The 26,194-nt window shown below is 68.2% G+C and carries 37 protein-coding genes and 1 tRNA gene; 24 read left to right on the top strand and 14 right to left on the bottom strand.

Annotation, left to right across the window (positions count from 1 at the left end; all coding sequences use genetic code 11):
* The first annotated feature begins 110 nt into the window (after positions 1-110).
* The 8 genes from A3CU_RS0141810 to A3CU_RS0141770 all read left to right on the top strand — a co-directional run bounded on the left by A3CU_RS0141810 (position 111) and on the right by A3CU_RS0141770 (position 4,813).
* Positions 111-515: a nitroreductase family deazaflavin-dependent oxidoreductase gene (locus A3CU_RS0141810; protein WP_027947245.1), complete on the top strand. Its 405-nt coding sequence runs from the start codon at positions 111-113 to the stop codon at positions 513-515.
* 67 nt (positions 516-582) lie between these two features.
* Complete coding sequence (lpdA, locus tag A3CU_RS0141805) at positions 583-1,980, top strand: dihydrolipoyl dehydrogenase (protein ID WP_027947244.1); 1,398 nt, start codon at positions 583-585, stop codon at positions 1,978-1,980.
* A gap of 112 nt (positions 1,981-2,092) precedes the next feature.
* Positions 2,093-2,830 (top strand): SDR family oxidoreductase, encoded by a 738-nt coding sequence (locus tag A3CU_RS0141800; RefSeq protein ID WP_027947243.1) that lies wholly within the window; start codon positions 2,093-2,095, stop codon positions 2,828-2,830.
* An 87-nt stretch (positions 2,831-2,917) separates the two neighbouring features.
* Positions 2,918-2,991: transfer RNA gene (locus A3CU_RS0141795), tRNA-Arg, on the top strand.
* 676 nt (positions 2,992-3,667) lie between these two features.
* The gene (locus A3CU_RS0141785; RefSeq protein ID WP_156960837.1) at positions 3,668-4,072 is read left to right on the top strand and encodes a hypothetical protein; all 405 of its coding nucleotides are present in this window, start codon (positions 3,668-3,670) and stop codon (positions 4,070-4,072) included.
* On the top strand, positions 4,072-4,461 hold the full coding sequence (locus A3CU_RS0141780) for a hypothetical protein (protein WP_027947241.1): 390 nt from the start codon (positions 4,072-4,074) through the stop codon (positions 4,459-4,461). Before A3CU_RS0141785 ends, A3CU_RS0141780 begins: the two co-directional genes overlap by 1 nt.
* A complete protein-coding gene (locus A3CU_RS53340; protein WP_156960836.1) occupies positions 4,458-4,631 on the top strand; it encodes a hypothetical protein in 174 nt (57 codons plus the stop codon). Before A3CU_RS0141780 ends, A3CU_RS53340 begins: the two co-directional genes overlap by 4 nt.
* Complete coding sequence (locus tag A3CU_RS0141770) at positions 4,628-4,813, top strand: hypothetical protein (RefSeq protein ID WP_027947240.1); 186 nt, start codon at positions 4,628-4,630, stop codon at positions 4,811-4,813. The genes A3CU_RS53340 and A3CU_RS0141770 overlap by 4 nt, the downstream gene beginning before the upstream one ends.
* A gap of 11 nt (positions 4,814-4,824) precedes the next feature.
* On the opposite strand, the gene A3CU_RS53335 is transcribed toward A3CU_RS0141770, so the two are convergent.
* Together A3CU_RS53335 and A3CU_RS53330 are read right to left on the bottom strand one after the other, a co-directional pair.
* Complete coding sequence (locus tag A3CU_RS53335) at positions 4,825-5,295, bottom strand: GIY-YIG nuclease family protein (protein ID WP_169739757.1); 471 nt, start codon at positions 5,293-5,295, stop codon at positions 4,825-4,827.
* A 4-nt stretch (positions 5,296-5,299) separates the two neighbouring features.
* Positions 5,300-5,473 carry a hypothetical protein gene (locus tag A3CU_RS53330; RefSeq protein ID WP_156960834.1) on the bottom strand — a complete coding sequence of 58 codons (174 nt, stop codon included), beginning with the start codon at positions 5,471-5,473 and terminating at the stop codon, positions 5,300-5,302.
* Between the two features lie 115 nt (positions 5,474-5,588).
* On the opposite strand from A3CU_RS53330, the gene A3CU_RS0141750 reads away from it, so the two are divergent.
* From A3CU_RS0141750 to A3CU_RS49385, 14 genes are all read left to right on the top strand, one after another.
* Positions 5,589-5,969, top strand: a complete 381-nt coding sequence (locus tag A3CU_RS0141750; protein WP_027947239.1) for a hypothetical protein — start codon at positions 5,589-5,591, stop codon at positions 5,967-5,969.
* A gap of 21 nt (positions 5,970-5,990) precedes the next feature.
* Complete coding sequence (locus tag A3CU_RS0141745) at positions 5,991-6,170, top strand: hypothetical protein (protein ID WP_027947238.1); 180 nt, start codon at positions 5,991-5,993, stop codon at positions 6,168-6,170.
* Between the two features lie 17 nt (positions 6,171-6,187).
* Positions 6,188-6,487: a hypothetical protein gene (locus tag A3CU_RS0141740; protein ID WP_027947237.1), complete on the top strand. Its 300-nt coding sequence runs from the start codon at positions 6,188-6,190 to the stop codon at positions 6,485-6,487.
* 219 nt (positions 6,488-6,706) lie between these two features.
* A complete protein-coding gene (locus tag A3CU_RS0141735; protein ID WP_027947236.1) occupies positions 6,707-7,015 on the top strand; it encodes a hypothetical protein in 309 nt (102 codons plus the stop codon).
* Positions 7,015-7,236 (top strand): hypothetical protein, encoded by a 222-nt coding sequence (locus tag A3CU_RS0141730; protein ID WP_027947235.1) that lies wholly within the window; start codon positions 7,015-7,017, stop codon positions 7,234-7,236. Before A3CU_RS0141735 ends, A3CU_RS0141730 begins: the two co-directional genes overlap by 1 nt.
* On the top strand, positions 7,223-7,495 hold the full coding sequence (locus A3CU_RS49395; RefSeq protein ID WP_043844353.1) for a hypothetical protein: 273 nt from the start codon (positions 7,223-7,225) through the stop codon (positions 7,493-7,495). Before A3CU_RS0141730 ends, A3CU_RS49395 begins: the two co-directional genes overlap by 14 nt.
* Positions 7,495-8,337, top strand: coding sequence for a hypothetical protein (locus A3CU_RS0141720; RefSeq protein WP_052373138.1), 843 nt, complete (start codon positions 7,495-7,497; stop codon positions 8,335-8,337). Before A3CU_RS49395 ends, A3CU_RS0141720 begins: the two co-directional genes overlap by 1 nt.
* Positions 8,337-10,517: a hypothetical protein gene (locus tag A3CU_RS49390; protein WP_052373136.1), complete on the top strand. Its 2,181-nt coding sequence runs from the start codon at positions 8,337-8,339 to the stop codon at positions 10,515-10,517. Before A3CU_RS0141720 ends, A3CU_RS49390 begins: the two co-directional genes overlap by 1 nt.
* A 182-nt stretch (positions 10,518-10,699) precedes the next feature.
* Positions 10,700-10,882: a hypothetical protein gene (locus A3CU_RS53325; protein WP_156960833.1), complete on the top strand. Its 183-nt coding sequence runs from the start codon at positions 10,700-10,702 to the stop codon at positions 10,880-10,882.
* Positions 10,883-10,895: 13 nt separating this feature from the next.
* Positions 10,896-11,072 (top strand): hypothetical protein, encoded by a 177-nt coding sequence (locus tag A3CU_RS53320; protein ID WP_156960832.1) that lies wholly within the window; start codon positions 10,896-10,898, stop codon positions 11,070-11,072.
* Positions 11,073-11,104: 32 nt separating this feature from the next.
* Complete coding sequence (locus tag A3CU_RS53315) at positions 11,105-11,251, top strand: hypothetical protein (protein ID WP_156960831.1); 147 nt, start codon at positions 11,105-11,107, stop codon at positions 11,249-11,251.
* 12 nt (positions 11,252-11,263) lie between these two features.
* Positions 11,264-11,704 (top strand): NUDIX domain-containing protein, encoded by a 441-nt coding sequence (locus A3CU_RS0141700; RefSeq protein ID WP_027947232.1) that lies wholly within the window; start codon positions 11,264-11,266, stop codon positions 11,702-11,704.
* Between the two features lie 22 nt (positions 11,705-11,726).
* Positions 11,727-11,909, top strand: a complete 183-nt coding sequence (locus A3CU_RS0141695; protein WP_027947231.1) for a hypothetical protein — start codon at positions 11,727-11,729, stop codon at positions 11,907-11,909.
* Between the two features lie 96 nt (positions 11,910-12,005).
* Positions 12,006-12,800, top strand: coding sequence for an NsdA family TPR-like regulatory protein (locus tag A3CU_RS49385; protein WP_052373135.1), 795 nt, complete (start codon positions 12,006-12,008; stop codon positions 12,798-12,800).
* 37 nt (positions 12,801-12,837) lie between these two features.
* On the opposite strand, the gene A3CU_RS0141685 is transcribed toward A3CU_RS49385, so the two are convergent.
* On the bottom strand, positions 12,838-13,086 hold the full coding sequence (locus A3CU_RS0141685) for a GntR family transcriptional regulator (RefSeq protein ID WP_027947230.1): 249 nt from the start codon (positions 13,084-13,086) through the stop codon (positions 12,838-12,840).
* A gap of 109 nt (positions 13,087-13,195) precedes the next feature.
* On the opposite strand from A3CU_RS0141685, the gene A3CU_RS0141680 reads away from it, so the two are divergent.
* Complete coding sequence (locus tag A3CU_RS0141680) at positions 13,196-13,522, top strand: hypothetical protein (RefSeq protein ID WP_027947229.1); 327 nt, start codon at positions 13,196-13,198, stop codon at positions 13,520-13,522.
* A gap of 107 nt (positions 13,523-13,629) precedes the next feature.
* Positions 13,630-14,055: a hypothetical protein gene (locus A3CU_RS0141675; protein ID WP_027947228.1), complete on the top strand. Its 426-nt coding sequence runs from the start codon at positions 13,630-13,632 to the stop codon at positions 14,053-14,055.
* A 93-nt stretch (positions 14,056-14,148) separates the two neighbouring features.
* Here A3CU_RS0141675 and A3CU_RS49380 read toward each other — a convergent pair whose 3' ends face one another.
* From A3CU_RS49380 to A3CU_RS53800, 11 genes are all read right to left on the bottom strand, one after another.
* Positions 14,149-14,445 (bottom strand): hypothetical protein, encoded by a 297-nt coding sequence (locus A3CU_RS49380; RefSeq protein ID WP_052373133.1) that lies wholly within the window; start codon positions 14,443-14,445, stop codon positions 14,149-14,151.
* 8 nt (positions 14,446-14,453) lie between these two features.
* Positions 14,454-14,702, bottom strand: a complete 249-nt coding sequence (locus A3CU_RS0141665; protein ID WP_052373132.1) for an Acb2/Tad1 domain-containing protein — start codon at positions 14,700-14,702, stop codon at positions 14,454-14,456.
* 11 nt (positions 14,703-14,713) lie between these two features.
* Complete coding sequence (locus tag A3CU_RS50490; protein ID WP_052373131.1) at positions 14,714-15,658, bottom strand: glycoside hydrolase domain-containing protein; 945 nt, start codon at positions 15,656-15,658, stop codon at positions 14,714-14,716.
* Between the two features lie 9 nt (positions 15,659-15,667).
* Entirely contained in the window at positions 15,668-16,336 is a 669-nt protein-coding gene (locus A3CU_RS52055) for a hypothetical protein (protein ID WP_211246647.1), read from the bottom strand.
* Complete coding sequence (locus tag A3CU_RS0141650) at positions 16,333-16,557, bottom strand: hypothetical protein (RefSeq protein ID WP_156960830.1); 225 nt, start codon at positions 16,555-16,557, stop codon at positions 16,333-16,335. Before A3CU_RS0141650 ends, A3CU_RS52055 begins: the two co-directional genes overlap by 4 nt.
* A 112-nt stretch (positions 16,558-16,669) precedes the next feature.
* Positions 16,670-16,987 carry a hypothetical protein gene (locus A3CU_RS0141645; protein WP_027947225.1) on the bottom strand — a complete coding sequence of 106 codons (318 nt, stop codon included), beginning with the start codon at positions 16,985-16,987 and terminating at the stop codon, positions 16,670-16,672.
* A 1-nt stretch (position 16,988) separates the two neighbouring features.
* Entirely contained in the window at positions 16,989-17,564 is a 576-nt protein-coding gene (locus tag A3CU_RS0141640; RefSeq protein ID WP_027947224.1) for a hypothetical protein, read from the bottom strand.
* Entirely contained in the window at positions 17,561-19,456 is a 1,896-nt protein-coding gene (locus A3CU_RS0141635; RefSeq protein WP_027947223.1) for a hypothetical protein, read from the bottom strand. The genes A3CU_RS0141640 and A3CU_RS0141635 overlap by 4 nt, the downstream gene beginning before the upstream one ends.
* 12 nt (positions 19,457-19,468) lie before the next feature.
* Positions 19,469-20,572: a hypothetical protein gene (locus A3CU_RS0141630; RefSeq protein WP_027947222.1), complete on the bottom strand. Its 1,104-nt coding sequence runs from the start codon at positions 20,570-20,572 to the stop codon at positions 19,469-19,471.
* Positions 20,569-21,900, bottom strand: a complete 1,332-nt coding sequence (locus A3CU_RS50480; RefSeq protein WP_027947221.1) for a carbohydrate binding domain-containing protein — start codon at positions 21,898-21,900, stop codon at positions 20,569-20,571. The genes A3CU_RS0141630 and A3CU_RS50480 overlap by 4 nt, the downstream gene beginning before the upstream one ends.
* Complete coding sequence (locus A3CU_RS53800) at positions 21,897-26,117, bottom strand: lytic transglycosylase domain-containing protein (RefSeq protein ID WP_027947220.1); 4,221 nt, start codon at positions 26,115-26,117, stop codon at positions 21,897-21,899. Before A3CU_RS53800 ends, A3CU_RS50480 begins: the two co-directional genes overlap by 4 nt.
* Positions 26,118-26,194 lie beyond the last annotated feature (77 nt).

The following is a 26,194-nucleotide window of genomic DNA, read 5'->3' as shown; positions in this document are numbered from 1 at the left end:
CTCCACACCATCGGGTTCGGATTGCCCCTGGAGTAGCGGGCGAAATACCGTTTCGGCTCACGACGTTGACCGTGGCGAGGACCGACTGCGTAGACAGGAAGGAGATCCTCGTGCTGTATGGCGAGGAACACGTCCGGCGCTACGAGGAGACCGGCGGCGAGGTGGGCCACGACTGGGAGCGCGGCGCCCCGTGCCTCATCCTGACCACGACGGGACGGAAGACCGGCGAGGAGCGCAAGTTCCCGCTGATCTACCAGGAGCACGAAGGCGCGTACGTCGTGGTGGCCTCCAAGGGCGGCGCACCCGAGCACCCGGGCTGGTACCGCAACCTGATGGCCGACCCCGAGGTGAAGGTCCAGGTCAAGGCCGACAGGTTCGACGCGAGGGCGCGCACCGCGAACGACGAGGAGCGGGCCGTGTTGTGGCCGAAGATGGTCAAGGTGTGGCCGGACTACGACAACTATCAGCGCAAGACCGACCGCGAGATTCCGGTGGTGATCCTCGAACGGGTCTGACCGGGCCGGTCTGGCATCACATCGACGTGCCCACGCCGCCTCCTGCGTTCAGGCATAGGGTGCAAGCATGAGCGCACATTTCGACGTTGTGGTGCTGGGCGCCGGGCCCGGCGGGTATGTCGCCGCGATCCGGGCGGCCCAGCTCGGGTTGAAGACGGCGGTGATCGAGGAGCGCTACTGGGGCGGGGTGTGCCTGAACGTCGGCTGTATTCCGTCGAAGGCGTTGTTGCGCAACGCCGAACTGGCGTATCTGGTCACCAAGGAAGCCAAGACGTTCGGCATCTCCTCCGACGCGGAGATCCGCTTCGACTACGGCGCCGCCTTCGACCGCAGCCGCTCGGTCGCCGATGGCCGGGTCAAGGGCGTGCACTTCCTGATGAAGAAGAACAACATCACGGAGTTCACCGGCCGCGGCACCTTCACCGACCCGCATACCCTGCGCGTGACCGGTGAGAACGGCACCGAGACGGTGACGTTCGACCACTGCATCATCGCGGCCGGTGCCACGACGAAGCTGCTGCCCGGCACCACGCTCAGCGAGCGCGTGGTGACCTACGAAGAGCAGATTCTCGACCGGGACCTGCCCGGCAGCATCATCATCGCCGGCGCGGGCGCGATCGGCGTCGAGTTCGCCTACGTGCTGCACAACTACGGCGTGCAGGTGACCATCGTCGAGTTCCTCGACCGGATGGTGCCGCTGGAGGACGCCGAGGTGTCGAAGGAGCTGGCAAAGCGCTACAAGCGGCTCGGCATCGAGGTCCTCACCTCGACCAAGGTGGAGTCGATCGACGACCGCGGCGACCAGGTCGAGGTCACCGTCGTCTCGAACGGCACGAAGCAGACCCTGCGGGCCGACAAGGTGTTGCAGGCCATCGGGTTCCAGCCCCGGGTCGAGGGCTACGGCCTGGAGAACACCGGTGTGGGGTTGACCGAGCGCGGGGCGATCGCGATCGACGGCCGGGGCCGGACCACGGTCGACCACATCTTCGCGATCGGTGACGTGACGGCCAAGCTCATGCTCGCGCACGCTGCGGAGTCGATGGGGATCGTCGCGGCCGAGACGATCGCCGGCGCGGAGACCATGGAGCTGGACTACCGCATGATCCCGCGCGCGACCTATTGCCAGCCGCAGATCGCCAGTTTCGGCTGGACCGAGGAGCAGGCCCGCGAGCAGGGTTTCGACGTCAAGGCGGCGAAGTTCCCGTTCATGGCCAACGGAAAGGCTCACGGGCTCGCCGACTCCGGCGGCTTCGTCAAGATCATTTCCGATGCCCGGTACGGCGAGTTGCTCGGCGCGCACCTGATCGGCCCGGACGTCACGGAACTGCTGCCCGAGCTGACCCTGGCCCAGCAGTGGGACCTGACCGTGCACGAGGTCGCACGCAACGTGCACGCGCACCCCACGCTCGGCGAAGCCGTCAAGGAAGCCATTCACGGCCTGGCCGGTCACATGATCAACCTCTGACCGGGTGCCGGCCCCGCTGCGGCGCCCCGGCAGAGCTGTTCGAAAATCGGTTCCCCGGGTCGGAGGAGCCTCCACCCGGGGGCGACCGGTTGAGTGATCTCGAGGAGGCGTGATGGCCGGCGTGGCCGTGGTGACCGGAGCCGGCTCGGGTCTGGGCCGCCAGATTTCCCGCGCCCTGCTGGACGCCGGCTATCGGGTAGCGCTGGCGGGCCGGCGCGAGGACGCGCTGCGCGAGTCGGCGCAGGGGTATCCGGACCCGCTGGTGGTCCCGACCGACGTGGCGGACGCCATCCAGGTCGAGGCGCTGTTCGACGCCGTACGCGCGAAGTGGGGCCGGCTGGACCTGCTGGTCAACAACGCCGGCATGTTCGGGCCGGCCGGCGACGTCGGTGAGATCCCGGTCGACGAGTGGCGGCGAACCGTCGACACCAACCTGACCGGGTCTTTCCTGTGCGCGCAGCAGGCCGTCCGGATGATGAAGGAGCAGCGGCCGCGGGGCGGGCGGATCATCAACAACGGTTCGATCTCGGCGCACAGCCCCCGCCCCGGCGGGGCGGCCTACACCGCGACCAAGCACGCCATCACCGGCCTGACGAAGTCGATCTCCCTCGACGGGCGGCCCTACGACATCGCTTGTGGCCAAATCGATATCGGCAACGCCGCGACGGAGATGACCGCGGGCATCAGCCGTGGCGCCCGCCAGGCCGACGGTCGTGAAGTGCCCGAACCCACCTTCGACGCGGCGCACGTGGCGAGCGCCGTGCTGTACATGGCCGGTCTCCCGTTGGAAGCAAACGTGCAGTTCATCACTATTACGGCGACAAAGATGCCCTTCATCGGGCGAGGCTGAAACGATTGGCTGACGCTCGACGATACGAGGGTTGGCGTTGACTAAACTGCTGGCGTGCTCGTGGCCTGCAGTGGCCGCCGACGCCCGGCCCTCGTAGCTCAGCTGGATAGAGCAAGAGCCTTCTAATCTCTAGGTCGCAGGTTCGAGTCCTGCCGAGGGCACACCGCCGCAGGTCAGAGGGCATCTCGACCACTCGAACCCGAGCCGCAAACCCCGGATGGTCCATAAATGGGCCGGATTCGCTCGGAACTGACCGCGCGGCCAAGCGCTTCCCGGCGACCTTCACGCCGCGCCGGGTTCTCTTCCTTCTGACCATCGGCCCCGTCGCCGCCATCTTCACCGCGGTCGCCATCGCCTGCGGCCCGCACCGCTGGGTGTACGACACCGACTGGTCCACCAGCCACCCCCTCGTCACCATCCACCACACCGGCGGTGCGCGATGAGCGAGGCGCAAACGTCGACCCCGCGCGAAGGCGACCGCCACCCCAACCCGCTTCACACGTGGTGCGAGCGATGCAACGACTGGATAAGCGGATCGCACTACCACTGCGCCAACTGTGGCAAGCCGTCCAGCATGTTCGGCCACCACGACGGGAAGGAGTGGTACTGCCCGCCGGACCCGAAACCCCTGCCCTCTGTCAAGCCCAGTCGCGATTGCCCGCGGGGCTGCCGAAACGCCGAGGACTGCAAGGCGTCGATCGCCATTCCGTGCCCGCTGGGCCGCTATGAGGTGGACGAGAGCGGTCGTTTCCAGCCTTGCGGACATCTGGAGCGTTCCCGCTGCGGTGGCTGCGGGGTGTGCACCGTCTGCGACGGCTGCTACTGCGGGGAGGACTGGTGACGATGAACCCGCACGCGGACCTGATCGCCTACCTCGACGCCTCCGACCTCGGGCCGGTCTCCTCGGTCGAGTTCCGGATCGAGATCGACGCCCACCAGATCACCCTCGCCGACTCCGGCCATCAGGGCGCGACCGCCCGCAGGTGGGTCGACTTCATGGACGCCGTCGACGCGACCGCGGGCCGCCGCCGCGCCTCCGACAAGGGTGTGCGCCTGAACCTGTGCGGGTTCCTGCCCGAGCACGGCCCACGCATCATCGTCGCGATCCCGTTCACCAACCCGCGGCAGGTCGCGCTCATCGACGACCGGATCGAGCGGCAGCACCTCGAAGACCTGACCGCGCGGCTCGCCGAACTCGACGCCGTGGCCATCACGGACGCCATAACCAGCAAGGAGAACTGATGAACGACCTGAACATCACCGTCAACGTCCTCGCCGAGGACCGCCGCATCGTCGCCATCGAGACCCATGGCGCCTACAAGCCGCTCGCCCACTGCGGCAGCGCCGAGCAGGCTGAGATCGTCCGGGCCGCCCTCGCCGCACTGGCCGAACGCAGCCCCGACGTCTTGCGGGACGTCCTCTTCTCCTCGCCGCGCGTCGCCGTGGTTCCCAGTTCGCCGCTGGTGATGATGCCGCCCGACCCGGATCACGTCGCGAATTGGCTCGAAGCTCTCATCGAAAGCGCGCGTGAGCAGCCCGCCGAGGTGGAGCGCACTTGGACCGGCGAGCTCACGCTCACCGTCGGCGGCCGGACGTTCATCGTCACCGTTCGTGAGGACGATCGCGAATGAAGATCCGCATCGAGGGCACTCCGGCCGAGATCGAGGCCGTGCTGCACGAACTGCCCAGCATCGTCGAGATCCGCGAGGTGTCCCGCTTCTACCCGAACCGCGGATCCGCGTCGGTCGGCCGCCGGTACGTCACCATCGTCGCGCCCGTCGCCGAGGAGGTGACCCGGTGAACCCGCCGCCCCGTGCACGCGACGCCGCCCACTTTGCGACCGGCCTCGTCATCCTCGCCGCCGGGATCGCCCTGACCGTGCCGTCCCGCATCAAGCGCGCGGGCTTCCACCACCAGCTGGCCGACCGCCGCGCGGCCCGAGACGCGGCGGCGAAACCCAACCCAGAAAGCGAGGAGAAGTAGTGTCTGCCGGTTTACGCGTCGGTCCCGGCGGCGGGCGACTCTCGCTCAACGTTCGAGGGTCGCTTGGGGAGCCTCGCGCCGGGTTCGCGGTTGTACCAGCGCATGAAGTCGCGCAGGACCACGGACCTGTCCTTCGCCCCTGCTGCTTCGACAGACGCGCCGAACGTCTCCCACAGATCCTCGTCTGCACGGAAGGTCTGCCGCGCTGTTCCCCTGCTCACGGTTGGTTTCACGGGTCCCATCGCGGGTCGGCCGACGACGTTGTAGAGCGGATTCTCTTCGAGGATTGCCCGTGCTTCAGCTTCCTCGACATCCTCTCGGCGATCGAAGTGCTCAAGCGAGATGTTGGCGATCTGGGTCCACCACGGCTTGTTTGCTTTGTGGTCGTGGAACCGGGTGACCGGGTCCATCGTGATGCCGACGTACAGCAGCTGCTGGAACTGGTCGTACAGGCGGTAGAGGACTTGCGGATTGTCGGTCATCCGGTCACACGTCTCCATCTTCATCGGTCAGCAGGTGCTCGTAGCGGCGGATGTAGTCCTTCACGAAGTCCCTCAACACCTCGGAGAAGTTGTCTTCGCGCTTCTCTGCGATCCGCTGGGCCTTCCTCAGCATTGAGGGCCGGATGCGGAACTTGAAGGGCTCCATGTTCTCTGCCATGCGTGGAGTGTACCCCGATTCGGGTCCACATTCGTGCCCACATGCCACTTGTGATCTTTTAATCGCGGGGGTACATTTGTGGGTACAAGTAATGGTTCCAGCCAGGGAGGACCAGATGACCACCACCTTCGTCACCGTGACCGGCAGCCGCTGGGTCCGCGGCGTCGAGGAGACCGTGACCGGCTTCCCGATCCGTCAGGGCCTGACCACCAGCGCCATTGCGTTCGTCACCCTTCTCACCGAGTCCGGTGCCGTTGTCTCCGACGTGCAGGTCAACCCGGCCGTCCTGGACGGTGTGCGGGTCAAGCCGCTGTTCAACCGGACCCGGGACGAGTTCCTGTGGAAGATCGCCGACAGCGGCGCCTTCGGCGCTGGTACTCGCGCCTTGGCAGAGCTGACCATGCGGGCCCGCCGCGACGAGGAGCAGGCCGAGCAGGAGCGCAGCTACCGCATCGAGCGGTCCCGCCGTGACGCGGCTCGACTGGTTGCTGTCTAAGACCCAAGGAAGCGAGGAGAAGTGAAGCACCACAACATCGAGGTCAGCGCCGCGCAGATCGCCGAGATGCGGGCGTGGATCGCCGACTGCCAGTGGGCCGACATTGACAACGCTGGCGAGCTCACCGACCGCGAGGTCATCGCGGGCATCGGCCGCCACTTCGACGGCGGCGTCGCCGGATTCCTCCAGACCACCACCTGACCAGGAAGCGAGGAGAAGTGACCAGATTCCAGCTGAGCGACGCGACCCTGCTTGACGAATTGGAAGGACACATCCGCGGCTTGGCGGTCCACGCCGAGAGGGCCGAGGACGAGACGCGTCTCGACGCCTACGTGGGCGTCCTCCACTTCCTGGCCGGAGCCACCAACGACAAGCGCGGCCTCAGGCCTGGCCAGCCGCTGGCCTCCCCGATGACCTGCACCCACAAGGGAACCGTTCGCAAGCACCCGGATCCCACATGGCACCGCGCCGGCTACGGCAGGTGCACCGTCTGCAAGGTCAGAGTGCCGATCCGCTGACCACCAAGTAAAGAAGGCGGCCCCCGGCGGTGCGCGAACACCAACCGAGGGCCTTGATCGACTAGCAAGGAGTCGACCCATGCAAAACCGTACTGTTGCCCCGCCGACAACATCGCCCGCCAGTCCGTCCGAAACCGAACTGTTGCCCGGACTGGTTGCGCTCGGCCGGCTCATCTACACCCGGCCCGGAATCGACGCCACACCCGCCCAGGTCGCCACATGGCGCCGCGCAGCACGAAAGGCGGTGGCGTGATGGGCTTCTTCTCCAAGACACCCGCCAAGTCGACCGACAAGGCCAAGAAGCAGAAGGCGACCGCCGCGCCGTCGCGCAACCCGTTCGGGACCAAGGTCATCGCGAGCGTCCAACCCAAGCCGGGCCGGTGCATCAACCCGCGCTGCCGTCGCCCGCTCAAGCCGACCGACAAGCGGCTCGGCTACTGCGCTCACCGCCGCGACTGCGTCGCATACGCCAGCCTCGCCATGGTCCTCGCCGAGACCCCGCAGCCCGCCGAGGACGGAGAAGCCTGATGTCCCGCGACGACCTCCAGGCCCGCAGCCTGCCCCAGCTGGTGGTGATGCTCGCGGCGTTGCTCGTGATCGTGGCGATCCGCCTCATCCGCGACCCGCTCACCGCGACGGTCCGCGGCCTGGAGGCCGTCGCCCGCGGCGTCGACACCGCCGCCACCTGGCTCCTCATGCCAATCCCGACACCACCGCCCCGGAAGGAGGGGACAAGTGTCCACCCCTGAGCCCCGCCCCACACCGGACCCCGCACAGGTGCAGGAGCACGGCGGCGGCCAGATCACCACCCGCCCCACACCCACGCGCATCGACCTCGCCGCCAGGTGGGTCCGCTACCACCGCGCCGAACTGGCCGGCGTCGCCGGGCCCGCCGTGCTCGCCGCGACCGTGTCGCCGTGGTGGGCGATCGGCTCGGGGGTGGCCGCGCTGCTGTGGGCCGTGCACGAACACCGCGCCCGCCGCGGAGACAACGAGGAGCAGAGCTGATGAGCGCCCCGATGGTCGAACTCGACGCCATCATCGAGCGTGTACGCCAGGTGATCGAGGACGCCGAGAGGGAAGGTCGCCCGCGGCCCGGCCGGCCGACGATCACCGAGCTGACCGGCCTCAGCGACCACTACGTGAAGAAGGCGCTGGCGGAGTTGGCGAAGGACGAATCTCCAGGCGACACCAGCGAGTCTCCAGCCGAGCCGAACGGCGGTCCGGACACCGAGGAGATGCCCGCGGTCGACCGCGACGAACCGGCCGAGCTTGAACCCGCTGGCGAACCGCTGGAGACGGCTGATCTCCAGGACAACCCCGCTGGAGATCCAACGCCGCCAGCCGGTCTCCAGCGCGTGTCTGCGGTACCTCGGCGGTCGCGGTGGGCCCGGCTCGCCTTCCTGCCCTGGCCGTTGCTCGTCATCGGCTCCGGTGCGGCGGTCGCCGTGTGGTCCGGGTGGGTCGGGCTCGGGCAACTGTGCGGGTTCGGGGTGATCACTCCGTTGCCCGGCATCGTCGATGACCTGCGGATCAACACTGCTGTCGTCCTGCCATTGAGCGTCGAGGCGTATGCGGCGTACGCGTTGCAGTGCTGGCTCGGCGCGCACCGGTATTCGGAGCGAACTGTCCGGTTCGCGCGCTGGTCGGCGATCTCCAGCCTGGCGATCGGCGCTGGAGCACAGGTCGCCTACCACCTCATGGAGGCCGCCGGCATGACCCGCGCGCCGTGGCAGATCACGATGCTCGTGGCTTGCGTGCCCGTGGTGGTGCTCGGGCTGGCGAGCGCGCTGGCGAAGCTGGTGACGGCCGATCGCCAGCGGATCTCCAGCGCTGGAGAGGAGCAGTGATGGACGAGCAGCAGGAGACCTCGCTCGCCGAGGTTCGGCACCTGCCGGTGCGGCGCCCAGACTCCAGCCCCACCCCGCTGGACACCGAGGTGGTCCAGGCCGAACTCGTCTCGGACGAGGACTGGGACGAGATCCAGCGTCGCAAGCAGGCCATCCGCTACGAGGGGTACAGGCAGACCCCGATCGTGCTGTACCGGGCGGCGCGCACCGTGGCCACCCATGACCGGACGAAAACCGCTGGTCGCGCCCTGGTTCGGCACACCTGCTATACGGCGGCCGGTGTCGGCGTGGTCGTCAAGCGGTGGCGGGATGCGCACGGTGCGAACCGCTACGAGCGGCAGATGCGTGCCGCCGAGGCCGCCGGCGACCAGGAAGCCCTCCGCTACTGGCAGGAAGCCGACGTGGCGGAGAAGCAGCGGCGCCACGACCGGGTCATGGACTGGGTACGGTCGCCGAAAGAGCTGGTCAAAGCCGTCGCGATCGGCCTGGCAGCCGTGACCGGCCTACTGCTCGGAATCGGGATGATCCTCGCGGTCGCCGACGGCAACGCCCGTGAAGTGATCGGGCCGATCGTCGGCGTCCTCAACGCGATCCGCTGGACCGCATGGTTCCTCACCGCCTACGGCATCTTCCTCGCCACCGGGACGACTGCGGCCATCCTCATCTACCTGCACGAACAGGGCCGCAAGCACACCGAGCCGCCATCGTGGACCGCGCCGCGGCAGGCAGGTGAGGGCGACGTAATGGACCAACTGCCGGACGAGGGCACGATCCTCAACGCGCTCAAGAACCTCAACATCCGGGGCTTCAACCAGGCGTTGAAGGAGGGCTGGCGGATCAAGTTCCTGATGCCACCGGTCATTGACGGTAAGGGCTGGCGCACCCAACTCGCCCTGCCGCCGGCCTGCCCGGTCGAAGAGATCGTGAAGCGTAAGACGACGCTGGCGCACAACCTGGTGCGCTATCCGATCGAGGTGTGGCCGACAGAGCCACAACCTGCGGTTTTGGACCTGTGGGTCGCGAAGCCTGGTGCACTGTCTGGTCCGGTGGACCCGTGGCCGCTGCTGGAAGACCTGGACAACGTCACCGTCGACTACTTCGAGGGTGTGCCGGTTGGCGTCACGATCAAGGGCGACGTGGTGCGCGGCAGGCTGTTCGAGGCGAACTACGTCATGGGCGGCGTGATGGGTTCGGGCAAGTCGACGATGGCCATCACGCTGGTGCTGGGCGCGATGCTGGACCCGCTGGTCGATATCGACGTCGTGGTGATGGCAGAGAACGCCGACTGGGAGCCGATGGAGCCGCGGTTGCGGTCCCTGACCGCCGGCCCCGGCGACGACACGGTCGACGTGTGCATGGGCATCCTCGCCGAGCTGTACGACGATCTCTCGGTTCGCGGCCAGGCGCTGCGCGAACACGACAAGAGGGCGGTGACCAGGGAACTTGCCGAGAAGGACGAGCGCCTGCGCCCCCGCATCGTCGTCGTGGACGAGTGCCAGAACCTGTTCATGGGCAAGCACAGCACCACCGCGCTCGAGGCCGCGTCGAAGCTGATCAGCACGGCCCGGAAGTACGCCATCACCTTGATGTTCCTGACGCCGGAGCCGTCGAAGGACGCGCTACCGCGCAAGATCATCACGGTCGCGAGCAACAAGGCGTGCTACGCCATCGGCGACCAAATGGGTAACGACGCCGTGCTGGGCACCGGTTCGTACAAGGCCGGCATCTCGGCAGTGGGCCTGGTGCCCAAGACCGACGAGGGCCCGGGTGATGTTGGCACCGCCATGACCAGGGGTTTCATGGCCAAGCCGGGCCTGCTCAGGACCTTCTACGTGCCGCAAGAGGACGCACATCGCGTCACCGACCGGGCGATGGAGCTGCGCCAGCAGCGCAACATCACCAGCGCGCCGCGGGCGGAGGGCGAGAAGCGGGACCTGCTCGAGGACGTGGCCGAGGTGCTGGGCAAGGGCGATCCGATCCCGGCGGCCGAGGTGGCCGGCGCGCTCAAGACCCGGTGGCCGCGCCAGTACCGGGCGTTGACCGGGAAGCAGTTGGTGGCGCGGCTGGATCGGGCGTACGGCGTGAAGGTGCCGTCGACTGGTAATCGCTGGCCCATCGATCCTGTCACTGTGCGTGAACGTTTGGCGGAGTTAGCGACGCTCGACCTCGACGAGGAATAGCCGGTCCTGGCCGAGATCGGCGGGGCGCTCGGGTCGAGCATCACTCGGCTAACTCGCTAACTTTGCGCAGGTCAGCGGATCGGTTACGGGGGCGCCAGGCGGCGAGTGAAAAACCTAACTCGCCCGCAAGGACCTAACTCGAAAAAGTAACTCACAGATAGTGATCAAGATAGGAGAACATGATGGCTAAAAGCGGATGGACCAAGCCGAGGCTCCCGCGCGGGGTGGTCAACACCTTTGCCAATCAGCCGGGACACAAGCACACCAAGGACAGCGGCACGCAGATCAACGCGACCACCGTCCGCTGGCAGTGCCGGTGCGAAGCCACCATCGACGAAATCGACGCGCCGCCGCGCCGCCGCTGAACCGGGGCTACTGATGTCCAAGCAGCTGACGCACACGGGCAAGACCTCGTGGTGGAACGGCACCTTCACGTCGGACTGCGGGCAGACCGTGCCGACGAAACAGACCAGCAACCGGTGGTGGTCGAGCGTCCCCACATGCCCGGCGTGTCTGGCGAAGTACACGGCGCGGAAGACGGGTGGCCAGCGGTGAAGTGCGTCCACGGGCAAAAGCCGGGACAAGTCGTGACCTACAGCTGGCGGGCTCCCACCTCCATCACCCGGCTCGTCGCGAAGCACCGGCAGACGTGCCCGAGCGCCGACCCGTTCTGGCACCAGGGCCTCATCTTCAAGAGCGTCTGCTGCGCCACCTGCGGCGGCAAGATCTATTGAGAGGACAGGACCATGACCACCGACATCACCGGCGCGCACCTCACCGCCGATCTCGTGCTGCTGGCCAGGAAGGCGAGCGTTCTGCACGTCCTGCTCATCCAGCGTGACGAGGAAAGCGACGCCTTCCCCGGCTGGTGGGCGTTTCCCGGCGGCTATCTCGACGAAGACGAAACCTTCGAGCAGGCCGCGCGGCGCGAATTCCGCGAGGAAACTGGACTGGACAGCCCGCACCTTCTGCGGCAGGTCGGCATCTACGACGACCCCGGACGTGACCCGCGTGGCCGAGTCATCTCCGTCGCGTACAGCGCCCTCCTGGACGACATGCCCGAGCCGAGCCACGGGGATGACGCCCGGGACGCCCGCTGGTGGCCGGTCGTCAACGTGCCAAAGCTGGCATTCGACCACAAGAAGATCCTGGGCCACGTGCTCCAGGACGTTCTCCGGCACGACTAACACACCACGAGAGGAGTCAATGATGAAGAAGTTTGACGAGGCTGTGCGCTACAACGCGGCAGACGAGGAATCCACCGCCACCGCCCTCCGCGACAAGGCGGAAATGTTGGAGAGCATTGGAGACCACAAGCAGGCCAGCGTCTACCGCAACGCGGCAGCCAAGGCAGAAAACCGCGCGGGAGTGTGGCGCAACCTGCTCAGGTAACCACGTGCCGCCGAACACGGCCCGCTGGCTGGTGGGCCGTTTTCGGTCTTCTCACCCACCGCACGATCTCACTAGCCTGGTCTGCACCACACGCGAATGGGGACGCACATGGACATCGACCACGACCGCCTCAACCACACCGCCCACAACCCCCGCGGCGTCGACCGCGCCGGACTCGCGAACTTCGCCGCGGTGCTCGCCGCCACGCGCAGCCTCGAAGACGAGATCGGAGTCGATCCCGTCTACGGGGCCACCCAGCGGTACCTCGCCCTCGCCGAAACCATCGCCGACGAAGCCCGCGGCGACATCCAGCGCGACGCCATCGACCTCGCCGGCCAATGGGCCCAGTACACCGGCTGGCTGCACATCGCCGCCGGGCACTTCAACGAGGCCGCCAAGTGCTTCGCCTGGTCGCTGGAGTGGGCCGATGATGCTGAGGACGACGACCTTGCCGCCACCGTGTGGTCTTGGCGCGGACACCTCGCGTGGGTCCTCGGCCACACCGGTCGCGTGATCAGCCTGTCCCGCCGGGCACAGCGATACCGCGACATCTATGCAGGTGAGCGCGCCTATGACTGCCTGCAGGAAGCCCGCGGCCACGCGGTCGCGGGCAGCGCGTACATGGTGGATCGGCTGGTGGACGAGAGCCACGAACTTGCCGAGCAGGCACTGCTCGAACTCGAGGCCGCGCCGCCGTGGCACTACTACCGGTCGCCCGAGTTCTGGGACCTGGAGCGCGGCCGGGCGCTGTCCCGCCTGCCGGCCCGCGCCGAGCAGGCCGTCACCTATCTTGAGGCTGGGCTCGCCGCGCTGCCCGAGAGCCAGCGCGACACCGACTGGATCACGGACTATCGGCGCGATCTGGAGCACGCGCAAGCCCTCTGCGGGTAGACAGCCCAGCCACAAAGCCCCCGGCCCTGGTCGGGGGCTATTTCTTTGCCGCCACGTAGGTGCCGCGAGCTGGCACCACGTACACCACGCCGTCGTCGACCAGCACTTTTATCGCGCGCCGCACCGTCGTACGGGCCAGGCCGTACTCCTGTACGAGCTGCGTCTCCGAGGCGATCGGCCGGTCCGGCTTCCAGTCCCCGCGGTCGATGCGGGCACGCAGGATCTCGGCCAGCTGCCGGTACGGCGTCACCGGACCATCCGGGTCGATCTCGGCATCGGGGTCCACCGATCGGACGCTATTTGCGCACCGTCGTAGCACGATATCGCGCTACGTCTAGACACGTAGCGACACGTAGCGATACAAGGAGATACAAGCAGCGGCGGAAGGGGCGACCGTGACCGGAACCGATCTCGTGTTGAGCGTGCCGGGCAACCGCGCACCCGTCGCCGTACCCCAGGTTCACACCAAGCGTGTACAGCCTGGTCTACGGCGGATCACCATCCACGTCCCCGAACCAGTCGCCCTCTACGCCGAGCACCACGCCCGCGCCACCGGCCACAGCATCGAGCAGGTGCTTACCGAACTGATCGCGGACGGACTCGACGCGCGGCTCGTCGACCGCCACCCCGGCACCACCCACGCCTGCCCCGACGGGCGCCCACACCAGCGCGGCACCATCAACACCCGACACTGCATGAGATGCCGAGTGTTCATGCCCTGACCGACAAAGCGGCCCCCGTCCCGGCGAACCGGGCGGGGCCGCTTCATGTCGACGAGCTGTCTGGACCATTGCGTAACATCCGGCAGCGGGACTCCGACCCACAATCTGTGACCGTCTCTCGCAGACTCATCGTCATCGTCGCGGCCGCTGTCGTCGTTCTCGCCGGCGCCGCAACCGCCGTGATAATCGCCCTCAAGCCCAGCGAACCCGACACGTTCACCGTCCAGGGCGCGCTTTCCTGCCCCGGCCGGCTCGTGTGCAGCGGCTACACGGACATCGTGCCGGGCGCACAGGTCGAGGTGCTGAACCAAGCCAACAAGGTGCTCGCGGTCGGCCAGTTGCGGCTGGCCAACGACGGTCGGCGCACCGGGAACGGCGGCCTGGACGTCCCCGACTACACCTTCACCATCCCCGGCGTGCCTCGCGGCGAGCACCTGTACGGCGTGCACGTCGGCAACGCCAACAGGGGCATCATCTGGGAGCCAGAGGATCAGGCCGTTAACAGCGGTTTTGTGCTGACGCTCGGCTCCTGAGCACAGAGAAAAGCCCCCGCGGTCAACCCGTCGGAAACGGGGACCGCGGGGGCTTTCGGCCGCCGGGCGACGAGCGGCCGTCTGGTGGATCTGTCAGGCGCTGGCGGGAGGAGTCGGCGGTGGCGCTGGAGTGACCGGTGCTGGTGGTGGCGCGATCGTGCGGGGTGTGTGCTTCGCCAGCCAGCCGGCCACGAACGCGAGGCCACCGGTCACCACAGTGTCGATCAGAGCCTGCACCCACTCCGGAACCGCGCCACGAAACACGTAGGCGCCGAGCAGGGACAGGACCAGACCGGTGACCGCGGCGGCCGTGCTGGCAGCCTTCACCTTGGCCTCAACCTTGTCGATGAGTCGGCCTTCGATGACCTGCAGCTCGTGCTTGAAGTCCATGGTTCCTCTCAGTTGTCGAAGTTGGTGGCGGGCTGGAAGACGCTGCGCACCAGCCACATGAAGCCAGTCTCGATCTCGGTGCGCGCAATCGCGGCCATGCGCTTGTCGGTGGACGGGCGCCGCTGGACTTCCTTCCACAACTCCGCGACCTGCGACTCCAGCGTCTTGATCTGGTTGACCAGGTCGATGTCGTCCTGGGTCTGCGCGTGGTAGCCCTGCACCGTTCCCGGCGTCTGGGGGTCGATTTGGTCGGACATCTGCTGTCCTCTCACTTCGGGATCTGGGGGAAGGAGTAGCCGAGCCGGGCGCCTGGGGTCAGGTTCTTGTATCGGATGGCGAGGCCTTCGGCGCCGTCCGGGAACTGGAAGAACACGCGCGTGTTCTCCTTCAGGACGCCCACCGTCGCGGCGGACTGGGATTTGAAGGGCACCACCTGGCCGCCCTTGAGGCAGATCACCTCGTAGTTGCTGTCGCCGAACGTCGCGAGCAGCGACACCCAGCCCTGGGCGATGACGCTGCTGCTGGTGCCGACTTCGAACGGGAGTGCCACGTTGTCGAAGTCGGCGGCGTAGGGCAGCGAGAACGGGATCACGGACATGGGGTCGATCTCCTTCAAGAAGGTGTTGATGTGGTTGTGCTGGCCCCAGTCGTCGCGGAGCACATCGGACACGTCGCAGTCGACACCGCCCACGCGCACGGTGCCGACACCCTGATAGAGGTGCCGCCCGGGGAACAGGCGCACCGGCGTGCCGGACCAGGCGCGGCACTGCCAGAACCACGACGCGACACCATCACCGGCGGCCCTGGCGCACACATCGTGCTCGCCGTAAACACCGGTCAGGCCGCGGCCGAGGACACTGCCCGCACCGGCGAGGTAGGCCGCCATCACGTCGAACTGCGCGGCGGTCACCACGTCACGGTCGACGGCCATATAGATCGGCCGGGAAGCCGGGAAGCCCACGGCGTTCGCGTGGTTGCGGGCCCGCTGCGCAGAGCTCTGCCCACCCGCGTAGCCGTTGAGCCAATCGCCGTTGAAGTCCTCGTACACCAGCGCCATGCCGATGCCGTGGCGGCTGAAGTCGGCGAGTTCCGCGGCGGTGGTGCACTTCCTCCGGCCCGGGAAACCGATGTAGCGGACCGCGCCGATGTGCCCGGCCGCAGCGATCGCGCCCGCTCCGGGGAATCCGTCGCTGTAGTCCAGAACTGTCGCCATGCTGGGTCCTCACCTCCCCTTTCCCAAGGTCACCACGGGGGCGACCGTGCACGTGTACGTCGGCGCAGACGGATCGAAGTTGCTGGAGCGCGTACAGGTCTCCGTGCTGCCGTCCGGGTAGGTGGCTGTCCAGCCGGATGGCGGCTGACCGGGCGCCCCGCTCGCGCCGGCCGGACCCGGCGGACCAGGCGGCCCTTGGGGGCCCTGAGGGCCAGCAGGCCCGGCGGGACCTTGCGCACCGGACGGGCCGGCCGGACCGGTGGCACCGTCTTTGCCGTCTCGGCCGCTCGCACCCGGTGCTCCGCTCGGGCCTGCTGGACCGGGTGGCCCGGCCACGCCAACCGGGCCTGGCGGTCCCTGCGGACCTGGTGCGCCGGCGGCACCAGCTGCACCCGGCTCACCTTGTGGTCCCTGCGGGCCCGGCACCGGCGGTTCGACCACCGGCGTGCCGCCCAGCGACCGCACCTGCTGCGCGAGTTGCTGGGCCTGCGATGCGGTCGTGTTGCCGTCGGCCCGTAGCTGCGCGATCTGCTGATGCTGTCCCCACCACAGCACCGCCAACCCGATGATGCCGAGCACGAGCAGCGCCCCAGCGACGTAAATGAGCCGGTGCGAGCGACTGTCCCGTGCGGAGCGGGCAGCCGGCTGCACGATGGCGCGTTCGATCGGGTCAGTCACCGGTCATCACCCCGCTTGCGGCGCAGTTCGGCAATGAGCTCGTCGATCGCGTCGGCGAGCTCGTCATCGTCGTCGTCCGGCGATTCGAGGAATTTCTGGACCGCGCCGCGTGCGGCGATCTCGCGTTCGCGTGGCGAGCCGCGGAGAAGCGCCCAGGTCGTGACGAACGCGCCGGATAAGGCGGTGATGATCGCCGCAAGGCCCGTGAGCAGGCTGGCCAAGTCACTCACGTTCACCTCGGATCCGGCGTAGACGGAAGATCATGGGTCCTCACATGAGAAAGCCCCAACCACGGCGGTCGGGGCTGGACGGGGTCGAGAAAGAGGGCGCGTGTCAGGCTTGGACGGAGACGTAGCCGGACACCGTGGGCCACAGCGAGGTGATCGCTGCGTCAAGGTCCGCGTCGTCGCATTCGGTGTCGAGCTGGCTGTACCCGGCGAGCAGCCAGGCGTACACGGTGACGTAGTGGTCGGGGTTCCCGATGATCGAGTTCGACAGCCCGATGAAGTAGGCCTTCTGGTTGGGGTCGGTGAAGGTGTCGGCCCCGACGCGGACGCAGGCGGCGAGCAGGGCGGCACGCACCCGGTCCTGGAAACCGGCGTTCTGCGCGGTGGTGGCTGCGGCGGCGTAGGCCGATGCGGGAGTGGTCATATCACCTTGGTCCTAACCAGTAGAGGGAGAACTCTGTGGGGACGGTGAAGCTGGTGGCGTTGAGGGTGCAGGTCGTCGATGCCCAGTGACCCCAGTAGATGAGGTCGCCCGCGTTCAGCACCCGGCCACGCCACGCGTGCGGGGTTACGCCGTCGCTGCCCGCGTTTGAGCTGTTGCGCGGGTCGCGTGTGATCGAGTTGTTCGGGTTGGGGGCGCCCAGTGCTGCGAACGCGACACAGGTTGCGTTCACTGGCACGCCGCTAAACAGGCCGGTCACCGACACCAGGTACCGGGCGGTCTTCTGGATGCGGACAAAGGAGTTGGGGTTTGCGCTTGTGCCGCCCGCTGTGAACAGCCCGTCCGGGTCTTCACCGACAACCCAGTTGCCCTGTGCCCACATGTCGATGCCCGCGGACATTGGCACGTTGACGTTCAACTTGATCCGGCATACCGGCAGAAGCGTCGGAACTGGTCCACGGCGGGTCAGCTCCGCGACCTGGCGTTGCAGACGCGCGACCTCCGCCGCCAGATCCGGTGGTGTGCGGGGGCGGCCGTCCGGGATCGCTGGGTAGGTCACGTCACCTCCCCCAGTACCTGGAGTGTGAGCGCCGCGGTCCACAGGTCAGCGCCGGAACCGATGCCGATGACGCGCTGCCCGTACTGGCCGTCGTTCTCGGTTGGATGGCCATGCAGGGTGAACACGGCGGTGTCGCCGGGCAGTACCTGGTCGATCGACGGTGAGCCGGTGCGCAGGCCGCTGGCGGAGCGGCCATCCACACGCACCACGGCGGCCGCGGTCTCGATGGGGTACTGGTTGGTGGTCGTGTCCTGTACCGCGTAGCTCTGCAGCACCGAGCCGTCCGTCTCGGACACGTGCGAGGTGTCGATCGTTTGCAGCCACGGCCACCCGGCGAAACCCCACGGCGGCGTGACGGATACCGAGTCCGCCCACGCCAGGCTGCCGCCGCTCGAGTTGCGCGAGTCCTGCCCTTTGCTGATGGTCCGGAACGTCATATCCGCGCCGTCACGGCTCGGCACGTAGGTTTGGGCGGCTTTGCCGTAGTCCCAGGCGTGCGGGAACCCCAACTGGCCGAGCCGCGGCGCCCCAATGCGCATCCGCCACGTGAACGCGGACTCGCTGGCATCAGTGAACTCCGGGCTGAACTCAAGCTCGGGGCCGCCGTCCATCTGCGTGATCTCGGTCAGCCGCTGCCCCGTGTAGGCGAAGTCCGTGGCGAAGTAGGTGATCGTCGCGGTGCCGGCGGTGACATCGGGCAGCACGATCGGCAACCAGAACTGCGGGTAGGTGTTACCGACCGTGGCCATCTCGACGAGTCGTCGCGCCACAGAGCCCCACGAGAGATTTTGGTTAGCGGGGTCGGGCGAGGTGGGACCGAACGCCATATCGGCGGCCGGGCTAGTGATGTCACCGCCTGCGGAGATCAAGCCGGGAGTGCTGTAGACCAGGCGTTTGCGGGACAGGAAGTCCCACAGCGTCATGATGCCCAGCTCTGCGGTGCTCAGATCGTCAGAGGGTGTGGTCTTGACCAGCATGCCGGCTTGCAAGATCTGGTGGCCGTAGCACCACAGCACCGTCCACCGGTACGGCTCCCGCAGGTACTGCAGCGTGTCGGCCTCTAGGCGGGGCCACAGCGGGATCGTGGCCCGCAGCGTGCCGGAGATGTTGATGCCTCGCGACCATTGGGGCACCCCGGTCCATGGCAGGTCGGCCACTACCTGCCCGGTGGTGGTGTTGGCGATCGCGAGCCGGAACTGGGGTAGGCGGGGCGGGCGGGGCCGCGTCGTGCGGGACACGACGGCCGGCGGCGCGGTGCTGGTCGGCGTGGTGGGGCTGCCGTCGCCGAGCAGCACGGCAACGACACGGGAGAACCCGGGGACGGCCTGGTGCGCGGTCGGTGCGTCGCCTGCACCGACCCAGGTTTTGAAGGCGACGATGTTGTTGGTGTCAGCCAGCTGGAACGTCCAGCCGGCGCTGTCGCCGGGTTCGCCGGTGTTGTCGACCACGGCATAACCCCAGTACAGCTCGCCGGGGCCGGCCGGTGTCAACGCCGGGAACGGCACCTCGGTCGAGTCGGCGTTGAGCTGCAGGGTGGCGGTGTCGAGTGTCCAGCTGGCGGCCGGGCCGCGGCTGGAGCGGAACTGGCTGGCGACAGTCTCGACCCAGATGCCGCCGACGTTGCCGGAGAAGCCGAGTTGAACAGTGGCGGGCCCGGTTGATGTGGCCACGCCCAACCAGAGGTCGTAGAGGATCGGCACGTCGTCGATCACGGGCCCGTAGAGGCGGGTCCAGGTGCAGTTTCCGCCGGTGACCTGGGTGGATGAAATGTAGTCGGACAGCACGTCCACCGCGAGGATGATCGCGTTGCCGACGGCGGTCGGGGTGACGGTGAGGCTGGACAGGCCGCTGCCGGAGGCGGAGACGAGGGAGCCGACCGGGATGATAGCCACGCAGGCCTCCCGTCAGGCCGGGATGATGGTGTAGGTGATCTTGTTGCGGACGTCGCCGCGCCAAGTGATCTGGCCGTTCCCTGGCCCGATCGGGTCGACCTTGAGCCGCGCGGTGACCGACCCGGTGTAGACCGTGCCGCCCACGGGCATGAGGTAGATGTTTTCGGGGCCTGGACCAGCCACAACGATCGCGGACGCGAACGGCCCGTTGTTGACGTTGATGTAGAACGACCCGTTGATGTTGTTGGTGAACGTCATGCCCCGTAGGTGCGCGGCGCCGGTGAGCCGGTACGGGAAGCCGGGATCGGGAATCGTCGTGGTCACGATCGACGTGGAGTTGCCCACCGTGCCGTACACCAGCGACGCCGAGTCCGGGGTGCCGGGGAACGTGTCGGTCACGACGAACGACATGGTGCCGCGCCACTGGGTGCCGTCCCAGTAATCGACCAGCGCCGGCAGCGACCCGGCGGCGGCCCGGAACCGGAGTTCGCCGCGGACTTTGCCGGGATCGGAGACCGCGTCGCCAGCGAGCAGGACCCGCACCGCGCCCCACAACCCCGACGACCTACGCACGTCGGTGATGCGCGCGGCGGTGATCGTCGAGTTGTTCGCGGGCCGGAGCACTTGGGCGAGCGCGACCGCGCCGTCCGGCAGCGCGGTGGGCGCCGTGGGGCTGGCCGCCGGGGTTCCCTGCAGGACATCGAGCACGGGCCCGGTGCCGGGGTCGGTGGCGATGCTGGCGATGTCGCGCACGTGCGCGTACACGACGTCGATCCTGGGGTTGGACACGTCCGCGTTGGGTGGGGTGACGGTGAGCGCGGTCTCCGTCCATCCGATGTAGGGGCCTTGGCCGGCGCGTTCGCACACGAAGGGTCCGGGTCGAACCAGCGCGGTGTTGTCGGGGGTGGCCTGGGCTTCCACGCGCAGCGAGGTGACCCCGTTGGTGTCGTAGTCGTGGGGCAGGACCCCATTACGCACCGCGAGCGGGTCGGTCTTCACGTCCGGCACCAGCAACGACGCGAGCAGACCCTTGCGGAAATCGCGGCCGTTGTTGCGGCCGGTGGAGCCGTCCGCTTCGGTCAACGGCAGCGCGTCGGTCATCGCGACGGCGGTCATGCGTAACTCACTCTCCACTGCACGGTCATGGTGGCCTGCGCGTTCTCGATGCCCTCGCAGGTGAATCGCACGGCGAGTTGTTCGCCGGCCAGCGCGGTGAACCACTGGGCACGCCGCAGCCGGGGACGCCGGTTGGCGCCGTTGAGCTGCACCGACCCGGTTCCGGTGTTGATTTCCAGCGTGTCGGTGGGCGACAGGTCACCCTGGTAGGTGATCCACGAATCCGACGTCGACACCGACGGGTTGGAACACGGCCCGGTGATCGTGATCAGCAGGTCCGCCTCGGCGGTGCCGTCGAGGTTGTCGACCACGACGGTGCCGGTGTCGGATGGCTGTCCCCACGACAGGCCAGTGGTTCCGGCTGGGCCGTTCCACTCCGTTCCGGTCGGGTTCAAGCGCAGGGTGGCGTCGTCGACATACCAGATCTGCCCCGCGGCCGGGGTGCCCGACAGGGTCGGCACCATCCGCGCCTGCGTCGCTCCCACTGGCGCGGCGGCAACCACATCCACTTGGGTCCAGGTCCCCGCCGGCACCGACTGTGCGCTGGCTGAGGTAGACAGCAGCGTGCCCGCCGAGTTGTACCAGGCGATCGAGGGCGAGTAGTTGCTGGTCACCGCGTTGGTGACCCACACCCAGGTGCGAGCCCGGTAGGTTTTCCCGGCCGTGACCGGCACCAGCTCCGATTGGATCGCCGCCGTTGCGGCGGACCCGGTCGGGGTGATCTGCGCCGAGTAGGTGCCGGCGTGCGCCCGCGCCCCCGACCACGCGAGCGTGCCCACGGTCGCGGCCCACGGGTCCGTGCCCGTCTCGAACGTGGCGTTGCTGTTCAGGATCGGCACGGTGCCGTTCCAGGCGACCCCGCCCGCGCCGGGCTGCGCCATCAACGTCGTGGCCGCCTGCAGCTGTGTGTCGACCAGCCGCGGCTCCGGCGCTGTGAACTGCATCGAATAGTCGCACCAGGTGGTGCCGGTCATGGTCATCGTCGGTTTGTCCGAGCGCCGCACCCACGCCATGAGCGTGCCGAGCTCGTCGGCGACGGTCATCTGCCCCATCGACCCGTCGGCCAGGCACGCCGCGAGTCGGCGCATCGCGCGCTCTCGCTCAAGGTTGTCGGGCGCTCGCAGCGTGCCGGCCACGACGATGACCCGCTTGTCCGGGTAGGCGGGCCCGTCGTAGGCGCCTGCTCCCTGCGGCCGGTCGGTGAAGTTGGTGCGCATCGGGACGCCGTCGCGCCAGCCGGAGAGTTTCTGGTGCCACCAGGTCACGCCGTAGTCGTCCACGGCGGGCTGGCCCATCACCAACCCACCGACGGTCACCGTCGTGGTCAACCCAGCCCCCTGAACGCCTCGGCCGCCCGTCGCGAGGACGCCGCGGCCAGTTCTTCCGGCGACCAGCGGTTGCCGTTGAACGACTGGTGGATGTGCACGCCGCCGGCGGCCTGGACTTCGGCACGCAACGCCTGGAGCTCGGCGAGTAGCTGGTCTTCCTGCTGTGAGGTGCGCACATTCTCTGGCGATCTGGTGCCGTTGTAGACCGCCGTCCAGCCGGGATCGAGCAGGCCACCGTTGTCGTAGCCGCCCGGCCTGTTCAACGCCGCTAGCGACCCGTACCGGTGGATCGCATAGTTCAATCCGGCGAAGACGTTGGACAGCGGGTTGACGCTCACCCCGTACATGTACGGGCCAACGTCCGGGCCCTTGTATGCCGCGTAGGTGCCGCGGATGACCTGCATGAGGCCAACGGACGGGTGCCCGGCCTTCCAGTTGCTGTCCCAGCGGTTTACTGCATTCGGATTACCGCCCGACTCCTGGTTCATACGGCGTTCGACCGTGCCCAACCATCCCGGAGCCTGGCCCAGCATCGACAGGGCTTGGAGGATCACACCGGCCCACTGGGCGACCCCGGCGCTCGGGGTGTAGCCGACCATTCCGCCCACGTCGCCAGCCGGGTCATATTTCGGCAGGTCCGGCATGGTCGGGAAACCCATGACCCGGCGTGCGTTGTTCGTCGCCAGGTAGGCCGCGCCGAGCGACGCGCCCGTGTAGACGCTGTTCGCGGCCTGCTCGATCAGGCCACCCGAGGCGTACCCGGGCATCGCCGCGCCGTCCCCGCCGCGCGGTAGCTGCTTGGCGCGGACGGCTTCCATGAACCCGACGCCGTAGTAGTCGACCGCGTCCGCCGGCTGCATGAACTCGCCCGCCGACGCCATGATCGGAACCACGTCGTCCCGCGGACCGCCCGGGCCTGCAATCTGGCCACCCGTGGCGTAGCCGGTGCCACCGACGGTCTTCTGCTGGTTGCGGGAGTCCATGGCGTATCCGCCGGTGGACAGCACACCCTTGAGCCAGGAGTCGAAGTTGTTGCGGTCGACCTGGGTGATCGCGGTGACGCTGTACTGGAAGTCTTTCGGGATCAAGCCCAACTGCTTGAGGTAGTCGGCCGCGCGGTCGCGGGAGATCCCGAACGCGGAGGCCACGTCGTCGATCGCCGTGCGGTATTGCTGCTGGATCGGCAGGCCGCTCTTGGTGATCGTGTCCCACAGCGACAGGACCATGCCCAGGTTGCGCTGCCCGGCGGCGGTGTGCAGGTCCAGCGACCGCGACGCCGCGTCCTGCGCGTCTCGCAGGTTCTGCTGCGCCACGCGGAGCTGGTCGGCGGCCCGCTGCTCCTGGTACTGCGCGTCCGTCACCTGCTGGTGCGCATGCTGCAGCGCCAGAGACGCCTGCTGGACGCCGTATTGGGCATCCTCAACCTGCTGGTGGGCTTTCACGAGCGCGGCAGCGCTGGAAGCCACCTGATCCTGGGCGTTCCGCAACGCGTTCTGCGCCGAGAGCACACCCGGCGCGCCGTCGACACCAGCCCGGTCGGCGTCGTTGACCTGCTTACGCAGCTTGTCGCCGCTGTTCAAGGTGTCGTTCAGGGCGTTTTGGGCACCGATCAGGCTCAGGGCTGCCTTGATCTGGGCTTCGTTCGTTGCCGTGACCTCTTGCGCGGCGATCGTCCGCGCGTTGTCCGCGGTCACACCCTGCTCCGCCGCGGCCTGCTCAGCGTCGAACAGTTGCACCCGGGCCTGCTGCTCAGACAGGACCTGGTCTTCGAGTTGCAGGTGGAGGTCCTTGAGGTCTTGGATGGCCTGCTCGCGGGCCTTGTTCAGGGCCTGCTGGGCCTGCAGTTCGGCCTGCTGTGCCCGCGTATAGGCCTGCTCCGCTGTCGCTACTCCGGTGTAGGCGTCCTGCAGCGAGCGTTGCGCCTGCGCGAGCGAGTGCGCGGCGTTCACTACACCTTGCTGTGCGTCGGCCACGGCGCGGGCCGCCTGCTCGACGCTGCGGTGGGCGTCCGCTACGGACTGCTCGGCCTGAACCACCTGGGCGTCGGCCTGCGTGAACTGCTGCGTCATCGAGGTCGCCGCCTGCGCCACCGCCAACTGCTGCTTGAGGAACGCCTCGCTGGTCGCCGCCACCGACGCGGACGCCGAGCCGGACGCCAGGATCACTGACTGGTAGCCCGAGGTGACGTTCGCCAAGCTGAGGCCGAGTAGGTTCGCGGTGCTGGAAGCGGATTCCTGGTATTGGCTGCTGTTGGCCAAGGCCGCCGCCGCCGAATTCTGTGCCGTGGTGGCGTCGGCAGCGGCGGCTGACGCGTCGCCGTATTCCCTCGTGAGGTTGTTGAGCGCGGTGAGGACACCCTGGGCGGCCTGCCCTGTGGCGTCGAACTGGCCGGTCCAGTCCAGATCGCCTGTGACCTCGTCGGCCACCAGGACCTTGTGGGCGTCGATGATCTGCTGGAGCCTGACGCGCAGTCCATCGAGCGCGGCCCCGCCCTTGGTGACCGCGTCCGCCACGTCCTGCTGAGACACCCCGAACTGAGCAGCTGCGCCGGTGACAGCCTTGAAATCTGGCTCCGCCCGTAGCGCATCCTGCGCGGCCTGGTCCATCGCCCCGTGTGAGCGTTCCAGGGCTGCCGTGAGGGAATCCATGTTGCCGGTGAGCTGCACAGCGTCCCCGCCGGTGTGAATGAACGCCGCACCAAGTGCGATCGCCCCGGCGGCGAGCCCGGCGACGATACCGATCGGGCCAGCCAGTGCCGACAGGCCGATGCCCATCTCCGTGCCGGCTGTGGCTGCTGCCGTGCCCGCTGCGGTGATCGCGCCCGCCGCCGCCGAGGATTCCGCCTCAACGCCCAGCATGGACGCCGTGTAGGCCGCGGCACGCGTCGCGCCGGCCTCGAAGTTCGCGGCCAGCGTGACCACACCGATCGCGAGGGCCTTCACCCCTGAGGTGACGAGGTCGGCGAGCTTGAACGCGGCCCACGTGGCCAGTGCGGCGCCCCCGACCGTGCCGAGCAGCGGCGCGATCGGCCCCAGGACAGTGGTGATGCCCTGGAGGATGTTGGCGACGACGCTGAGCGTGCCGGACAGCAGCGGCAGCGCGCCCTGGGCCAGTGCGGACGCGGCGGTGGTGACACCGTTGATCGCCGCATCGATCGTCCCGGCGTTCTGCGCCCACGCGCTCGCCGCGACCTCAATGACAGTGGTGGCCAGGCCAAGCACGGACTGCACGACATGGCCCAGCGAGGCCAGGTCGGTGCCGAGTTCGCTGGAGTGCTGGCCGAGGGACTCGAAAGTGTCCCCGGCAGCAGTGCCGAGGGTGCCCAGCAGCGAAGCCATGCCCTGCGCGACGGGCTGCGCGTTCCGCATCGCTGACGTCAAGCCCGGCACCACGTTCAGGGCGAGATCGTCCAGACCGCGGGTGAGGGTGACAATGTCGGGCCCGGCCGCCGCCATGGCCTGCTTCAGGTCGGGACCCACCCGCCGCACCGTGGCGTCGATCTGGTTCGCCGCGCCGACGATCTGGGGCACGATCTGGTTGGCGGCGTCGCGAGTTCCCAGGACGACGTCGGACCACAGCTGGCGCCAGCTGGCCTTGACCTGCTCGTTGCTTTTCTCCGCGAGCGCGGCAACGCCGACGAACCCGGCGCCGATACCAGCGAGGATCGCGCCACCGATGAACGGGGTGGCGGCGATGATGGCGGCGGCGATCAGCTTCCAGTGGGAGTTGAACCCGTCGATGCTGCGGGTCGCGCCGCTGGTGTCGGCTTGGACGTCGGCGCGCAAGGTGTGGCTGCCTTCGGTGGCGCGCCATTGGGCCATGCGGGCGCTGGCCAGTGACGTGTCGACGTTGACGTCCACACCCAGGGCGGTGGCCTCTTGGAGGCGCCGCCAGTCAGCCAGGGCGACCCCGGCCTGCGCGGTGCCCAGGTTGATGCCGATGGCCAGGTTGGTGGCTTCTTGCAGGCGCCGCCAGTCGGCGAACGCCACCCCAGCCCTGGCGGTGTCGAGGTCGATCCCGATGCCGAGAGGGTCCGAGTGGCTGGCGCGGAACTCGTTCAGGTGCCCGGACGCTGCTGCGGTGTCCAGGTCCAGGTCGACCGTGAAGTCCTCGTCGACGAACCGCTGTTTGTCGGCCCGCGCCTGGTCCAGGCCACGCTGGAACGGGGTGCGATTGAGGGTGAGGGTCGCTTCGATCGCGCCGGCGTCGAACGCCAAGGCCCTCACCCCCCGCCGTCAGTCGATGTGGAACCCGAGGGCACGGAGCTTGTCGTCCTCGGTCACGGGCTCGGCGG

This window comes from Amycolatopsis taiwanensis DSM 45107 (genome assembly GCF_000519205.1).
Taxonomy (GTDB): domain Bacteria; phylum Actinomycetota; class Actinomycetes; order Mycobacteriales; family Pseudonocardiaceae; genus Amycolatopsis_E; species Amycolatopsis_E taiwanensis.
This window is presented reverse-complemented; position numbering and strand designations above follow the sequence as displayed.

Bases quoted from the DNA above. Each gene is read 5' to 3' on its own strand.
- lpdA (WP_027947244.1), top strand. From the start codon at position 583: ATGAGCGCACATTTCGACGTTGTGGTGCTGGGCGCCGGGCCCGGCGGG.
- A3CU_RS0141800 (WP_027947243.1), top strand. From the start codon at position 2,093: ATGGCCGGCGTGGCCGTGGTGACCGGAGCCGGCTCGGGTCTGGGCCGC.
- A3CU_RS0141780 (WP_027947241.1), top strand. From the start codon at position 4,072: ATGAACGACCTGAACATCACCGTCAACGTCCTCGCCGAGGACCGCCGC.
- A3CU_RS53340 (WP_156960836.1), top strand. From the start codon at position 4,458: ATGAAGATCCGCATCGAGGGCACTCCGGCCGAGATCGAGGCCGTGCTG.
- A3CU_RS53335 (WP_169739757.1), bottom strand. From the start codon at position 5,295: ATGACCGACAATCCGCAAGTCCTCTACCGCCTGTACGACCAGTTCCAG.
- A3CU_RS53330 (WP_156960834.1), bottom strand. From the start codon at position 5,473: ATGGCAGAGAACATGGAGCCCTTCAAGTTCCGCATCCGGCCCTCAATG.
- A3CU_RS0141750 (WP_027947239.1), top strand. From the start codon at position 5,589: ATGACCACCACCTTCGTCACCGTGACCGGCAGCCGCTGGGTCCGCGGC.
- A3CU_RS0141735 (WP_027947236.1), top strand. From the start codon at position 6,707: ATGGCGCCGCGCAGCACGAAAGGCGGTGGCGTGATGGGCTTCTTCTCC.
- A3CU_RS0141730 (WP_027947235.1), top strand. From the start codon at position 7,015: ATGTCCCGCGACGACCTCCAGGCCCGCAGCCTGCCCCAGCTGGTGGTG.
- A3CU_RS0141720 (WP_052373138.1), top strand. From the start codon at position 7,495: ATGAGCGCCCCGATGGTCGAACTCGACGCCATCATCGAGCGTGTACGC.
- A3CU_RS49390 (WP_052373136.1), top strand. From the start codon at position 8,337: ATGGACGAGCAGCAGGAGACCTCGCTCGCCGAGGTTCGGCACCTGCCG.
- A3CU_RS53325 (WP_156960833.1), top strand. From the start codon at position 10,700: ATGGCTAAAAGCGGATGGACCAAGCCGAGGCTCCCGCGCGGGGTGGTC.
- A3CU_RS53320 (WP_156960832.1), top strand. From the start codon at position 10,896: ATGTCCAAGCAGCTGACGCACACGGGCAAGACCTCGTGGTGGAACGGC.
- A3CU_RS0141700 (WP_027947232.1), top strand. From the start codon at position 11,264: ATGACCACCGACATCACCGGCGCGCACCTCACCGCCGATCTCGTGCTG.
- A3CU_RS0141695 (WP_027947231.1), top strand. From the start codon at position 11,727: ATGAAGAAGTTTGACGAGGCTGTGCGCTACAACGCGGCAGACGAGGAA.
- A3CU_RS49385 (WP_052373135.1), top strand. From the start codon at position 12,006: ATGGGGACGCACATGGACATCGACCACGACCGCCTCAACCACACCGCC.
- A3CU_RS49380 (WP_052373133.1), bottom strand. From the start codon at position 14,445: ATGGACTTCAAGCACGAGCTGCAGGTCATCGAAGGCCGACTCATCGAC.
- A3CU_RS0141665 (WP_052373132.1), bottom strand. From the start codon at position 14,702: ATGTCCGACCAAATCGACCCCCAGACGCCGGGAACGGTGCAGGGCTAC.
- A3CU_RS50490 (WP_052373131.1), bottom strand. From the start codon at position 15,658: ATGGCGACAGTTCTGGACTACAGCGACGGATTCCCCGGAGCGGGCGCG.
- A3CU_RS0141645 (WP_027947225.1), bottom strand. From the start codon at position 16,987: ATGACCACTCCCGCATCGGCCTACGCCGCCGCAGCCACCACCGCGCAG.
- A3CU_RS0141630 (WP_027947222.1), bottom strand. From the start codon at position 20,572: ATGACCGCCGTCGCGATGACCGACGCGCTGCCGTTGACCGAAGCGGAC.